Origin of the sequence: Petrotoga sibirica DSM 13575 (assembly GCF_002924625.1) — a bacterium.
GTDB lineage: Bacteria > Thermotogota > Thermotogae > Petrotogales > Petrotogaceae > Petrotoga > Petrotoga sibirica.
The window spans coordinates 1-15,388 of sequence record NZ_JAHC01000037.1 but is presented as its reverse complement, the minus strand read 5'-3'; the positions used below and the strand labels follow the sequence as shown (position 1 = coordinate 15,388).

The 15,388-nt window shown below is 34.9% G+C and carries 8 protein-coding genes and 1 CRISPR repeat array; all 8 genes read right to left on the bottom strand.

Annotated elements, in window-relative coordinates:
- Positions 1-213, bottom strand: a 213-nt coding sequence (locus AA80_RS09385; RefSeq protein WP_244903573.1) for an ATP-binding protein, incomplete at its 3' end; no start/stop codon positions are given.
- Positions 203-1,717 carry an IS21 family transposase gene (istA, locus tag AA80_RS09380; protein ID WP_244903574.1) on the bottom strand — a complete coding sequence of 505 codons (1,515 nt, stop codon included), beginning with the start codon at positions 1,715-1,717 and terminating at the stop codon, positions 203-205. The genes istA and AA80_RS09385, both read right to left, overlap by 11 nt.
- 577 nt (positions 1,718-2,294) lie before the next feature.
- The gene (locus AA80_RS09375) at positions 2,295-4,241 is read right to left on the bottom strand and encodes an oxidoreductase (protein WP_103066760.1); all 1,947 of its coding nucleotides are present in this window, start codon (positions 4,239-4,241) and stop codon (positions 2,295-2,297) included.
- Between the two features lie 1,014 nt (positions 4,242-5,255).
- A CRISPR array of direct repeats spans positions 5,256-5,655; the repeat unit is 28 nt; unit sequence CTCCATTCCTCATAGGTAGGATAAAAAG.
- Between the two features lie 453 nt (positions 5,656-6,108).
- Complete coding sequence (locus AA80_RS09370; RefSeq protein ID WP_103066759.1) at positions 6,109-8,631, bottom strand: adenosylcobalamin-dependent ribonucleoside-diphosphate reductase; 2,523 nt, start codon at positions 8,629-8,631, stop codon at positions 6,109-6,111.
- Positions 8,632-8,726: 95 nt separating this feature from the next.
- Entirely contained in the window at positions 8,727-11,294 is a 2,568-nt protein-coding gene (gene glgP, locus AA80_RS09365; protein WP_103066758.1) for an alpha-glucan family phosphorylase, read from the bottom strand.
- A 124-nt stretch (positions 11,295-11,418) separates the two neighbouring features.
- The gene (locus tag AA80_RS09360) at positions 11,419-12,132 is read right to left on the bottom strand and encodes a hypothetical protein (protein ID WP_103066757.1); all 714 of its coding nucleotides are present in this window, start codon (positions 12,130-12,132) and stop codon (positions 11,419-11,421) included.
- A gap of 448 nt (positions 12,133-12,580) precedes the next feature.
- Positions 12,581-14,308, bottom strand: a complete 1,728-nt coding sequence (locus AA80_RS09355; protein ID WP_103066756.1) for an NAD+ synthase — start codon at positions 14,306-14,308, stop codon at positions 12,581-12,583.
- Positions 14,309-14,389: 81 nt separating this feature from the next.
- A partial coding sequence (locus AA80_RS09350; RefSeq protein WP_211286598.1) for a phospholipase D-like domain-containing protein occupies positions 14,390-15,388 on the bottom strand: 999 nt, incomplete at its 5' end.

Genomic DNA, 15,388 nt, shown 5'->3' with positions numbered 1-15,388 from the left:
GTCTATCGTTTTTAGATTAGGAAACTTCGCTTGGCGTAACAACCTTTGAAATCTGTTGTTTCCCCTTGATATGACTTCACATTGAATCAAAGTTTCAAAAAATTTTTCGTTGTCCCATTCGTTTCTTTTTGCCTCTTGTAGTGTATCCTCATACCGTTCTAATATACCAGCTAGTCGACAATATTTGAGCTGTTCTCTTAGTTCATCTTTCATTTTCACACCCCACTTTTCGAAGTAGTTCATTGTAAGTACTTAGAGGCATGTAAGTGGTGGTGTGTTTGTCTACGTCAAGGGATTTTAGCTTTTCTTCCGATAGAAGTTCTGTTTTGGGTTTGTGTTGTGTTTGATACCTTAGTACGCTTAACACGTCTTGGTAACTGTAACGGTTCTTTTCATCCAATTCATTTAGTACCTTTGCTACAACTTCAACGGTGTATTGTTGGGTTAATTTTAGTATGTCTATGAATTCCCTTGTTCCTTTTGAATCAGAGTTAAGATGAGCTTGCAGCATCTTATGGTACTTTTCATATATCTGAGGTAATCCCCAATCTTGGATGACTTTAGCTTGTTCGTATGCCCTTGCCTTTTTTCTTAGTAAAGGTAGAAAATGGTATGGGTTTAAACTCTCTTTGCTTTTACCAAACATCCTTTCGTGTTCTGCTATAACTTCTCCTTTGTAGATTACCCTTACCTTGAATGGGTAGATGTGAACTTCAACCTTTTTACCAATGTAATTTGTTGGTACAGAGTATCTGTTCTTTTCCAAATGAATCAGTTGGTATGTGTCTACCTTTGCTTCCTTTATCCTTGCAAATACGTATCTTTCTTTGAGAGGAAGAAAATCTTCATCAAGGATTCTCTTTTCCCAGCTTTCTCCTTCATACCTTCCTTTTTTGAGCCTTTGATGACATTTTTCCTTTAATTCCAAATTGAGTATATCAAAACTTTTGAACTCAATTCTCGGTAAGAAGTAGTTGTTTTCAACGTATTTAACAAGGTTTTCTACCATCCCTTTTTCATTGCCTTTAGCTGGACCACAGAACTCAGATTCAAAACAGTAGAAGGATTGGAATTTGACAAACTCTTCTTGTAGTATCCTTTCTTTCCCTTTTAGTACTTCCTTCACCGCAGGTTTTAAATTGTCAAAGATTATCTTTTTTGGAATTCCACCAAAAAAATCAAACGCCGATGTTAATCCATCAAAGAAAAACTCTGTAGACTCTCCTGGATAAGCTTTAACAAACTCCACCTTGCTGTAGCATAACTTCGCACAGAATACGTGTATCTTTCTTGGCATCTTATCTTGCATCACGTAAACTTCACCAAAGTCTACCTGCATACTACCTCTTAGTGGCACTAATTTCAAAAAACCTTCTTTTTGATTGATACCAAGTTTCTCTTCTATCTTCCTTGCTTGATAGGTGAAGGAGGAATAACTTCCTTTGTATCCTTCTTCACAGATGAGTTCGTATATACGTCTTTTGGTTAACTTTTGGTTCTTGGGTTGGTTTGAATTGTATTCTAACAAATGTTTGATACGTTTTTCAAAATCACCATTTACTGGTTTGTCCCTCTCAACGTTCATATGATACTTCTGTTCTGGATTCTTGATAGCTCTTTTGACCGTCACTCTGTGTATCCCCATTTCTTTTGCTATCGCTCTTTGACTTTTGTGTTTGTTAAAATACAAAAATCTTATATAATTGTATTGTACCATCTCTATCACCTTTCTTTCCTCCTGTACAATCTTTTTTGACCAAATTTATTATACAGGATTTGTGTGATAGGGTGGTACACTTTTCGTTTAGCAGACTCTTATTTTTGGTACACTTTTCATTTAGTAAGTGCAGGAACGCGCATCATCTTCTAAAAAGTTTCTTTTCCCATAAGTAGTATCTGCAAAAAGTAAAAAATAAAATTTTGATTTTCGCTATATAGGAATTAAAAATATTTTTTTATTTTTATATTTTATATATTTATATATATTATATAAAACCTTATAGGCTGTCCCAAAAATTGACCCACTACTGGGTCAAAATTTGACCCAAAACTGTCCCATTTTTTGACCCACCTGGATCAAAAAATGATCCAGTTAAATTGTAAGCTAATTTAAAAATAAAAATAAAATTTACTTAAATGTAAAAACTTTTGCAGATATTATTAGTGGAGGTGAGAAAAATGGAGTGGATTACAAAACTAAAAATATTTCTGCTGATTTTGTATTGTTCAACTTAATTAGAACATATGTTTTTTAAGAAAGATAAATAGTGTGTTAATCGATAAATATGAAAAAACTAAGCGTCCTTTATCAATTCAGTGAGTCCTACGGCATCTTCAAGAGCAGAAGCTATATCACGAGGGGCAGCTGCATCACCTATGAGATAAAGTTCGGGTACCTTTCCTTTAAGAGAATCGTAGAGGCTGTTATTTGGTTCCTTTATTCCTGTAACTACTACAGAATCTATTCCATTTAATTTTTCTACAGTGTTGAGATATATATTAAGTAGAGTTGCTTCTCCATCTTTAAAATCCATCAACACTTTCATTGGATGAAGTATGAGGTTTTCCTTTCCAGCGAGTCGTTTGAAGTTATCCAACAAAATCGGAGGGGTGATATTTTGACCATTGAAAAAACTCGGTGTTAACCAGTGAACTATTTTGTTAGCTTTAACAAACAGTTCTACAATGCCAGAACCTTCGGTAGTTGAGTCATTGTCGACAACAAGTATATTATTCCCTTTTACATTTTCATTAAGTGCTTCAATGGTGCTGTAGTAATTGGGATTTGCCGAAATCAGAGTCGAACCTGTAGCAATAATTACTATATCCGGCTTTTCCTTTAATACCGCTTCGACATCAGCCTTTGAATTCAACCTTGCATCAACATTATCAAGTATATCCAACATATACATAAGATATCGGCTTACACCTGCTACTCCACGTCTTCCGGGGATTCTTCTTTCCCAGCGAACCCTTCCTCCAAGCTCGGGATCTTTTTCAAATAACACAACTTGATTGCCTCTTCTGGCATATATTTCTGCTGCCTTCATTCCTGATGGACCTCCACCCACCACAACAATCTTTTTTGGTTTTGAGGTCTTTTTGTAAAGGACATCCTCTCCATATTTCTTTTCATGACCAGACGTAGGGTTTTGGACACAGCTTATGGGCAGGTTTTCTAACAATCTACCCATGCACTTTTGGTTACAGCCGATGCAACCTCTTATTTCGTAGGGCTTTCCTGCCTCAGCTTTCTTTGCCCAATAAGGGTCAGCTATTTGGGCCCTGGCCATACCTACCATATCCAAATAGCCCTTTTCCAGTGCACCTTCAGCAGTAGCTGGCCACACGATTCGGCCATTACCAATTACGATTTTACCTGTTGCCTGCTTTATCCTCGCTACATCTTTCAAAAGGAACCCTTGAGGGATATTCATGGATGGCACAAGCATATCTATGCTTTCCCATGTACCTGTATCGGTGCTTATATAGTCTGCAACAGTGGTAAACATCTTTGCATATTCAACAGCCTCATCTACACCATAATCTCCAGGCATATACCTGTTTATACCAAGCCTTACGCCCAACGGTATTTGACCAATTTTCACCCTAATAGCACTTAGAATTTCTACAATTATTCTTCCTCTGTTTTCTATGCTGACTCCATATTCATCTGTTCTCTTATTTTTAAGAAGAGACACAAATTGCCCTAATATACCATCATGAGCAACCTTGATCTCTACACCATCAAAACCTGCTTCCATAAGTATTTCAGCACATAATGCAAATGACTCCACTAATTCCTTTATTTCTTCCAAGGTCATTTCTTTAGGCATTTCACCTACAGTCATATCAGGTATCGCAGACGGTGCCCACGTAGGATGAAATGTCTCTACACTCTTTGTCTGATTGCCCATATGCGAAAGCTGTATAAATGTCTTTGCACCATGAAAATGTACTGCATCGACTATTTTCTTGAACTTTGGGATATTTTCCCTGTTGTATCCTATGCCCAAACCTGGAAATACACCGGTAGGATGAACAATCCTACTAGGGACAATTATAAGGCCCGCACCGCCCTTTGCTCTTTCTTCGTAATAATACATTTCTCTTTCAGTAGGAGCATAGTCCTGGTCCACGTAAACTGTGGCATGAGGTAAAAAAACAACCCTGTTTTTTATTTCCACACCATTTATATTGATAGGTGTGAATAACTTTGGAAACATAACTTTGTTATCCATATAGAAGCCTCCTTAGGGTTTGGTTAAATAAATTTAAATACATGTTCGATATGATGTGTGATTATCGCTACTTGTTAATAACCTAGCTTTTACAGGTTCCTTTACTTATATGTAGATGAAAAGTTATCTTATATTTAAATTATAGCACATCATGTTAAAGTTTATATATTTTGCCATTCCTTAAAAAAAGAATGAAAGAAATTTTAAGTAAAGATCATTTAAAAGAATTTCATAGGAAGATATCATTTATTCCTTTCATGAAAGTTTGATTAAAAATTGGGAGCCACTAGAAGGGCGATCCGGAAGAGTTGATAAAACCATGCTTTCATTCTCACTAAATCATTACACCTTTAAAACAAAAATTTAAAATGTCTCCTATTTGAAGATCTTGTTTATCTTTCATTATTTTTATTCATCCCCAACCTTTAAAATTTCTCAACCAATTCATTCCCCTTGGTCTTAATTGTTTCAAAACAAAAAAGAAAAATCCTTCACATGTGAGGGATTATTTTTTTGCTTTCTTTCATTCATAAAATTATGATTTAAAGGTTAGAGAACACTACTTGGAAACTTAGAAATAAAATTGTTTCCATTGCTCTACCCCACCCTCCATTCCTCATAGGTAGAGTAAAAAGGTTATAAGGTAATGGTTTTCAAAAGAATTCAGCTAGAAGTTTTCATTTCTTTCTTTTATTAAGGTTTGTTTAAAAATCAGAAAGCATTTTATGGAAGTTTATAAAGCTGGAATACTAGCTCGTTTTTAATCTTACTATATCTTGCATTATTAAGGGCAAAAGAAATTAAAAAATCTCCCCCTAAGTTACCAGGCCATGTTTTCTTTACTGGGTTTCATTCATAAAAGTTTAGTTAAAAATTTAAGGTTTAACATGTCGAAGCCTAAAGATTCTATTATTTCCATTCCTTCCCAGCCTTCAATTCATCAAAATCCTTTTAAAGCGAGAACATACTGCATCGAAGCTTTGAAGCAATCTCGTTTCCATTCCCCTCCCCTACCTCCATTCCTCATAGGTAGGATAAAAAGTATACTTCTTCATGCCCTTCAGTTGCTATGTCTTCAGCGTTTCCATTCCTCCACCCACACTCCATTCCTCATAGGTAGGATAAAAAGACGTACTACAAATATCGAGGTGAGTTAAAACGTCGATGTTTCCATTCCTCCACCTACCCTCCATTCCTTATAGGTAGGATAAAAAGCGACTTGGCTGAACTTGTTGACAGCATTCTAGAAAAGGTTTCCATTCCTCATAGGTAGGATAAAAAGTTTTGAGAAGAGTTATAATAAATTTAAAGATAGAATGTTTCCATTCTTCATAGGTAGGATAAAAAGAATTACTGGAAATGTAGCTGTATGGCTAAAAGACAAGTTTCCATTCCTTATAGGTAGGATAAAAAGGCATAAGATACTTATAAATACTATATCATAAAAAATTACGATTGTCAAGCAAAACTTTGAGAATTTGTTAAGATTCAATTCAAAAGCGCATGTAATAGGGCTTGTGACTTTTTTCGCTTGTCTGTCGATCCCCCGGGTTTTTTACCCTATTGGAGGTCGACAGACGGTTTTTTTCATCATTTTCTTTTCTACGTTATTATTAGGTTAACTTGTTAACATTATTTTATATTAAGTCGGTTCAACTTATCTAAACTGTGAACAAAAAAAATAATAAAACCAAAAAAACCGCCATGAAGGCGGGCTATAAAGTTATTGCAACAATGGGATTGCCTCTGTCGACATAACCATAAGTTGTAACAAAAGGAACAATAACGCTTGTTCCATCAATTTTTAATAAAGCTATATCACCTATTTCAAAACCAAATTCTAGTATTGTTTCTTATTGTATATTATTTAAGAACACTTTGACCATCCACATGTTGTACAGGTGACACAGCCTGATTCGTTTATCAGGGTATTTTTAGATAGACAGCTTGGACAGTATGCGTTACCTTCTGAGTCTATATAATATCCTTTGTCGTATTTTAAGTCATTGGCGTAGACAAATTTTTCTACTTCTTCTCGGGTTTTAGGTGTGCCCGTTCTTATTACTTCATAATCTTCTATTTGAGTTCCCCATAACTGGTTGAAATCGTTGAGGGCTTTGCTTATTTCTTGCGCTAATTCTTTACAATACGATCCTTTGACTTTTTCTAATTGCTGAACTATTTCATCTGTTGAAACGCCTGCTCTTAAGGCAATTGAGGATAATCTTCCTATAACCTCTGCCGTTTCTGTGCCATCTGATAAAAAGATTTCTACTGCTTCTCCAGCATCATCAAAAGAAACTGTTACGTATACCGTTCCCGTGTCGTGCTTGAACTTTCGTGTGACGCTTCGTAAAGTTTCTTTTCTTGGTCTTGCCCTTAGTTTATGTTTTTCGTCTAGTACAAAGAATGTAACGTTTTTGCCTTGTGCTTCAGATGTTTGTTTTTCTTCTTTGGAAGCGGAGGTTAGAACTTGAGTTTCAAGGCTACCATCTCTGTAAATAGTTAATCCTTTTAAGTTTAATTCTAGTGCTTGTAGATATATGGCTTTAACGTCTTCTATAGTTGAAGATTTAGGCATATTTATAGTTTTGGAACATGATGCGTCAAGATAACTTTGAATTACATGCTGGGCTAATAAATGATCCTTTGGTGGTATGTCCATTGAGGTTACAAATATTTTTTTGATTTCGTCGGGTATATTTTCTATATTTTGAATACTGCCTTTTTCAATGATTTCGGCCTTGAGTTCTTCTGTCATGTTGGTACCTATTTTTTCCATTAATATTGGATTTATATAAGATAGAGGAACTCTGTCTCCTTCTTTGTTGGTCATGTATCTAACATAGGATAGTAAGAAGTTTGGCTCGATTCCACTTGATGTGTCTGCTAAGTTAGATATTGAACCTGTTGGAGCTATGGTATTTGTTTGTACATTTCTTTTGTATTTTGTGGCTTCACCTTGAAAATGCTGGCGTATTTTTTGATTCCATACTTTTAGGTCTTCGTCTATTTCGTCATCCAACATTGGAAATGGTATGAATCCATTGGGATATTTGGACCTTTGAAAGTCTGGGAAATTGCCTCTTTCTTTGGCTAATTCAGTACTTGCAACATGAGAGAAATAAGCTAATTCAGCAATTAATTTAGCCATGAACTTTCTGGTTTGTTCGGAGTTGTATGGTAGCTCTTTTTTGTATAATGCATCGGCTAGTCCCATTATTCCTAATCCGATAAATCTTTGTTTTTTCGATATTTCTTCAATTTCTTTTAGTGGGTAGATGTTTGATTCTATGACGTCATCTAAAAATCTAATAGCCCAATATACTATTTCTTGGAATTCTGAGGCATCTTCCGAATTGGGATTTCCTAAATCAATGTCTTCCACTAGTTTTGCAACGTCTATTGAGCCAAGATTACAACTTCCAAAAGGTGGTAGTGGTTCTTCTCCACATGGGTTTGTGGCGGTGACTGGGGTGTGCTCACTCATTGCGTAGTATTGATTGTGCCTACCCAGAAATAGCATTCCAGGATCTCCCGTTTTCCATGCGTTTTCGACCATTTTGTTCATTAGATCGTTTGCCTTGATAGTCTTTTTTATGGATGATGTTGGGTGTTCCAACGTTAAATCCCCATCTTCTTCCAACATTTTTTTGAATTTTTTTGGATTGTCTATGTTTACTGAAATGTTGAAATAATTCAAAACATTACTACCTTTGTTGTCTTTTTTGGAATTGATAAAGTCAAAGACGTCGGGATGATCATACCTTAATACAGCCATTTGAGCTGCCCGCCTTGCCCCACCTTGTTCTATCGTGGAGGCTGCTGTGTTGAAGACATGCATGAAGCTAATTGGTCCAGAGGATTTTCCTCCTGTACCTGCAATAGAAGAACCTTTTGGGCGTAAAACAGAGAAGTCGTATCCTACTCCTCCACCATATTTCATTATTAGGGCAGCATTTTTTACTGCATCAAATATTGCGTTCATGGAGTCATCCATAGGGATTACAAAACAAGCGGATAACATGTTATGCTTTGTCCTTGAATCGAAAATCGTTTTGTAGTCTTCTAATGTTGTTTCTTCTATATCTTTTTTGAATAACTGTCTGTCCATTGTTTTGCCCGCGTTGAATAAGGTTGGACTGTTTGGTAAGAAAATTCGAGATTTTATTAGTTGGTAAAAATGCTCTTCTGCATTTTTTATTTCTTCTATATCATTGGTATAGTTTACCTCAGCTGCAGCAACATGTCTTGCAATTCTTTTTGCAACTTCGTCCCATGTGCTTTCTAAATAATTACCTTCTCCATCTTTTAAGAAATACCTGTCTCTTAATATAGTTACTGCATTCTGAGATGGTTCTTTTTCTATCCATTTATTTATAACTTGCATTAAAATTACCCCCTTGAGTCTATATATTGTATATTTATATCATAACATTAACAATATATTGAAATCAAGGGGGTAGATAAAAAATTTACATAATCTTATTGAGGATATTTTACAAGGCCCATCAAGTAGTTTTTATGGGGCATAAGGGGATTGTTAGGTGTTACTCTTACATTTATTCCATATTCGCCTCTGTCTTCTATTTTGAATTTTACTGAGTATTGATATGTGTCTTTTTGTACTTCTTTAATGAGTTTCATGTCGTACCGCCTTATATTTACAATCTTACCGTCTTTTAACTTAGCGAATACTACTTCTGGTAAGATTGAGTCTGGGCCGATACCTGGTAAGTATATTTCTGCTTTTACTCCCACTTCTTCTTCTGCATTTTTTACTCCAGTTAGATCCTGGTCAAGTTTAACGTGTATCTTTATAGAATCCCAATTTTCTTTTAATAATTTAACCCAACCGGCAAATTCTTTCGCTAACTTAAAGTCATTATTTGAAAAACGTATGTACTGCTCAAGAGCAGGCATATACAGTTTTTGAGTATATTCTTTGAGCATTCTTGAGGTGTTAAAGAAGGATGTAACGCTTTTAATAGATTCTTTCATCCTTGATATCCATTCTTTTGAAATGTTATCTTCTTCTTTTTCATAGTACATGGGTACTATTTGCTTTTCCAATTGGTTGTATATTGAAACACTGTCTATTTTGTCTTGTAATTTTAAGTCTTCGTAGTCTCTGTTATCTCCTATAGCCCAACCGTTTTTGCCGTTGTATCCTTCAACCCACCAGCCATCTAATACAGAGAAGTTTATAGCACCGTTCATTCCAGCTTTTTCTCCCGATGTTCCTGATGCCTCTCTTGGACGCCTGGGGTTGTTTAGCCAAATGTCCACCCCTGAGACTAAGTGTCTTGCCATGTCCATATCGTAGTTTTCAAGAATTATGACCTTATTTTGAAATTCTGGTTTTCGTGAGTATTCGTATAGCTTTTTTATGAGTTCTTGACCTGGTTTATCTGCTGGGTGAGCTTTACCTGCGAATATTAATTGTACTGGTTTATCTGGATCGTTCAAAATCTTTTTTAGCCTTTCTTCATCGCTGAATATCAAATCTGCTCTTTTATAGGTCGCAAATCTTCTAGCAAAACCTATAGTTAAGGCTTTTTCATCTCCTATTTGGTTTACTTCTTCGAGTTGCTCAACTGTTTCACCATGTCTCATTCTTTGTGCTTTTATGCTATTTCTTATATATTCGATTAATTCTTTTTTTAGTTGTTGGTGTGTTTTCCATAGTTCTGTGTCTGGGATGTTATCGATTTTTTCCCATAGTTCAGGATCGTCTATCTTTGACATCCAGTCTGTTCCTAGGTATTCTTTCAAAAATTCTTGCAATTTTGGATTTAACCAGGTGTTTATATGAACACCATTGGTAACGTAGTTTATAGGTACTTCCAAGGATTCAATACCTGGCCAAACATGGTTCCATAATTTCCTTGATACTTCTCCATGTAACTTTGAAACCCCATTTGATCTTCCAGAGAGTTTTAGGGCTAAAATGGTCATCGAAAATAATTCTTCTGAGCTTTGTCGCTTTTCTAATCCTAAATTTAGAAAATCCTGCCTCGCAGCCCCTAGTTTAGGCCAGAAATCTCCAAAATATTTATCAATTAAGGAAATAGAAAATACATCGTTTCCAGCAGGTACGGGAGTGTGAGTGGTAAAAACATTTCCTGCCCGAACCGCTTCAATAGCTTCCTCAAAAGTTAAGCCGTGTTCTTGAACTAGCTCACGTATTCTTTCAAGACCCAAGAATGCAGCGTGACCTTCATTCATGTGCCAAACAGATGGGTTGTATCCTAATTTCCTTACCGCTTTAACTCCGCCAATTCCTATTAGTATTTCTTGTTTTATACGCATTTCTATGTCTCCACCATACAATGTGGAGGTTATTTCCCTGTCTTCTGGTTCATTTTGCATTAGGTTGGTATCAAGGAGATATAAGTTCACTCTTCCTACCTTTACCTGCCAAACTTTGGCGAAGAGCTTTTTCCCTAACAGGTCTATATCAACGTATATTTCATCTCCGCTGTTATCTTTAGCGGGAGTTATTGGAAAATCCGAAAAATCATAATCTAAATATATACTTTCTTGCCAACCTTCTGAATTAAGTTTCTGGATAAAATAACCCTTTTGATATAGTAAGCCTATTGCTATAAGGGGGATCCCTAAATCACTTGCACTTTTTAGATGATCACCAGCCAATACTCCTAGTCCACCTGAATACATAGGGAAAGACTCGTGAAGGCCATATTCCATACAAAAGTATGCAATTTCTCCTTCTTTAAAAGTACTGTGAGTTTTTCTGAACCATGTGTTGCTACTTTCATTCATATAATCAGAGAATTCTTTCATGACTTCTTGATAGAGTTCATTGAATTTTAAATCTTCAGCAGCGTTGTTTAACTTTTTTTGTTCCACGCGCTTCAAAAAGGTTATAGGATTTCTTTGAGTGGAATGCCAAAGTTCTTTGTCTATGTTTTCAAATAATTGTTGAGCTTTATAATTCCAAGTCCACCACATGTTTTCAGAGAGTTCTTTTATCCCATATATCTTTTCCGGGATTTTTGGAACGACGGTAATTTTACTTATAAAATCCATTTTTTACCCTCCCAATTTAGCTTTTGATAGAATCTTTAAAAATTAGGTAACGCCCCTTTAAAATTAAAATCTTATACGTAAAAATTTTTAATCTTTACAGAAACTAATTATTGTTCTAAAATTCTTAATATTCCGATATCATTATTAGTTCTCCAAATTTATTGGTTGATTTTTCTAAGTAGTATATTTTATTGAACAGTCCATACTTTTTCGAAATAAAATAAATGTAATCTTGAGATTCACCTACCGTGCTTATCAATTTTTTTGATAAATGAAATTCTTGATCGTTACTTTCAATGGTGTAACTGTCCTCACTTTCTTTGATATAATCATAATTTGCTAATTCTGGAACTTGTAAGATTCTTATTTTTATAAGATTTTCAACAAAGGTGAAGACATCATCCACAATTTCTTCGTTTGGTACTATGACAAATTTAAAAATATTTCCATTTTTAAGGATTACAGAATATTCGAGCCCTCTGAAATCGTATGAAGGATAAGAGATCACTATCATATCAGAGTTCTCAAAAAAGAAAAACCTATCATCGAATGTTTGAATATTGAATGTTCCAAACTTCGTTTTTACTGTGTAAGTGTTGGTAATATTACTATTTTCAATAGTTATATTGTAGCCTTTTGGAGTAAACGGCATTTTTTTAATCCGTTCATACCCGGTTTCTTTGATTTTTACATATGGATAGTAATAATGGCTTTCTAAGTTTTCTACATACAAATTCCATAGTATGAAAGTTGCGAAATATATGACTGCCATAGTACCGATTATAATTAGTAAATTTTTTAGGCTGTCGTTGGATTGGTCTTTTTCTTTTTCTTCCATAATTTTTTTTCTCCTGTTTTAATCTTTTTTTAGCGCCCTTTCCCCCGCTCCCCACCCTTGGCCATTAAGGGGTTCCCCCTTAAGATCCCCGAACGCATTTGCTTCGCAAATGAGAATGAGGATGTTACTTCTAAAGCATTATTAAAAAGCTTTTTGCATAAAACGGCAAAAGCTACGCAAACGAGATTTTGGAAAACATTTCTAAAGCATTGCAAACAAACCATTTTGCAAAGATCAGCAAAAAGCTTTTTGCACAAATCAGCAAAAGGGCTCCGCCCTGTGACCCTTTTAAAAGTAGAGCATTTTTTAGTTAATTGTTAGCATCGTTTTTTTGTAAGCTGCGCTTATTCTTTATTTGCGCCCCTTCGCCCCGCAGCCCGCCCATAAGGAAAAGGAGTCAGCTTTACCTAGTTTCCACCTTTTATGGAAGGAACCTGCGGTTCCTAAACTACCAGGGTATATATTTGTTGGTTATTGGCATCCTTCTGTCTTTTCCAAAACTTCTTTCAGTTAGTTTTATACCTGGAGCAGATTGCCTTCTTTTGTACTCGTTTTTATTGACCATATTTATTACATTTTTCAATAGCCCTTCATCGTATCCTTCTTGGAGTAATTCATCATAAGACATTTCTCTGTCTATATATTTGAATAAAATTTCATCTAGTAAAGAGTATGGGGGTAAGGTATCTTCATCTTTTTGATTTGGTCGAAGTTCTGCTGAAGGAGGCTTTTCTAATATAGACCTTATAATAATTTCTTTTCCGTGCAGTTCATTGTATTTTCTGGCAACGTTGTATAGGTCAGTTTTGTATAAGTCTTTAATGGGAGAGAATCCTCCAGCCATATCTCCATACAAGGTAGCGTATCCTGTTGCTGCCTCGCTTTTGTTACCGCAAGCTAAGGCCAAATATCCAAATTTGTTCGAAAATGCCATTACTAAGTTTCCCCTTATCCTTGCTTGTATATTTTCTTCAGTTTTGTCTTCATCGGTGTTTTTAAAGCTTTCTTTTAAATTTTCAATGTATTTTTCGTATAGATCATTTATAGGTATTATTTTGTAATTAATTTTCAGATTTTTGGATAGTTCTATCGAATCGTCGATACTGCCTTTAGAAGAGTATTGAGAGGGCATTATCAATCCTAATACATTTTCAGGACCAATAGCATCGGCTGCAATAGCTGCTACAAGCGAAGAATCTATTCCTCCACTTAAGCCTAAAACAACTTTTTGGAAACCATTTTTCCAAACGTAATCTTTTATCCCAGTTTTTATGGCTAGATATAATTGCTCATATATGTCAAAAGAGTGAACTTTGGCAGCTTTTATAGCGGTTTTTTCGGTGATCTTTTTTGCTATTTTTATGGTATTTACACTTTCATAATATGTACTTTGATTGTAATGTTTCCTTTTTCCTTCCCTTAAATTGGCTCTAGTGGGTTCTAGGGGGTCTATGTCGATAAAATATAATCCTTCTTCAAAAGAAGGAGCACTTAATTCTATTTCTCCGTATGGGTTAATAACAACACTTCCACCATCAAAAACTAACTCATCTTGCCCACCCACATTATTGCAATAAGCGATCCAGCTTGATAATTCTGATGCTCGAGTTTTGAGCATTTCGAACCTTACTTTATTTCTTCCCTTATAAAAAGGAGATGAAGAAAGATTTAGAATCAAATTGGCACCGTTTTGTGCCAAGGAAACAGCTGGCCCATTGGGAACCCATAGATCTTCACAGATTGTTATTCCTATTTTGATTCGTTCAATTTCCATTAAAAAAGGTACTCTACCGGCAGTAAAATACCTTTTTTCGTCAAAAACTGAGTAATTTGGTAAGAACATCTTTTTATAATTACCGTAGATTTCCCCTTTGTAAATAACAAAAGCGGTGTTGTAAGATTCAACATCCCAATCAACAGCACCTAAAATTATTACTATATCTTTTGATTTGCTAAAATCCTGAATTTCTTCAATACTTCTCAAGGAATCCCTTAGAAATTGGGTTTTTAAGATTAAGTCTTCGGGGGGATAACCATTTAGAGTTAATTCTGGAAAGAGTATTAGATCTGCACCTTTTTCGTTAGCTTTAGAAATGAAATCTTTTATCTTTTCTACATTTCCCTGATAATCTCCAACTGTGGAGTTCATTTGGGCCAAAGATATTCTTATTTTCATATTTGATTTGTGCTTTCAGTTTATTATCTAAAAGCACAGGCCTCCTTTTTAGGTATTGAAGAAAAGACACACCAATATATTTTACCATTCTTGCCATAATAAATCAAATTTTCTATTTATATCGTTAGCTAACCCTTTGTTTTTAATTATTACAACCATTTCGTCGTTTTTCTCTCTTGCCCTATACGTAAGATTGTAGCTTCCTATAATAACCGTATCATCATCGATTGTTATACATTTTGCATGAATATCATTCCTATATTTTATCTTTATGTCTACCATATACTTTAATGGTGAACTGTAGGTTTTATTCCAATCATCGGATAGTATTTCAACCTTTACGTTATTCGAAGAAGCCTTTTCTAATATATGAACGAAGTAGGGATCTGTGAAAGAATACGAGAAAACCTTTATAGAAACTTTGGATCTCTTAATCTCTTTTAAAACTGAGTTAAGGACCTCTTTTGATGGTCCGGTTACTATTTTTACTTTCCCAAATTCGGCGGCATTTAGACGCTCATTGATTACTTTTTTGGAATCTCCAAATAAACCACTTTGAAAGTTCTCATATTCGTCAAGAAAAACTTTTACAATCTTTTCGTCTTCGGTGTAAATAAAGATGTTCAAGTCTGATAATAAACCGCTTCTAGTGAAATTCCCCGTTCCAAATAATACCGCTTTGTCATCGAAGATCATATACTTTTGATGTAGGTAACCGTCAAGGCTTTTATCGTATTTGATGTTTAAATTTAAATCTCCAGAGTATCCGCCATCTTTTTCTAAAAATATTTGATGGTTTATAGCTGATATATTTTTAGAAATTGTATCATCCATACTAAAAGATACTACTTTTACGGAAGTACTTATATTTAGTTTTTGATTTATAAAGTGTACCAACTCACCGCCAGAAAAAAAAAGATCGTAGGAAAAAAGTGAAATAAAAGAAAATAGAAATAATGCTGTTAAAGTAAGCTTTTTTCTCAATTTTGTTAAACCTCCATCCTGTGAACTTTTGAAAATTAGTTTTGAGGTTTTATTATAAGAATACTTTCTAAAATTTACTTTTAGCTCCCCTTCGCC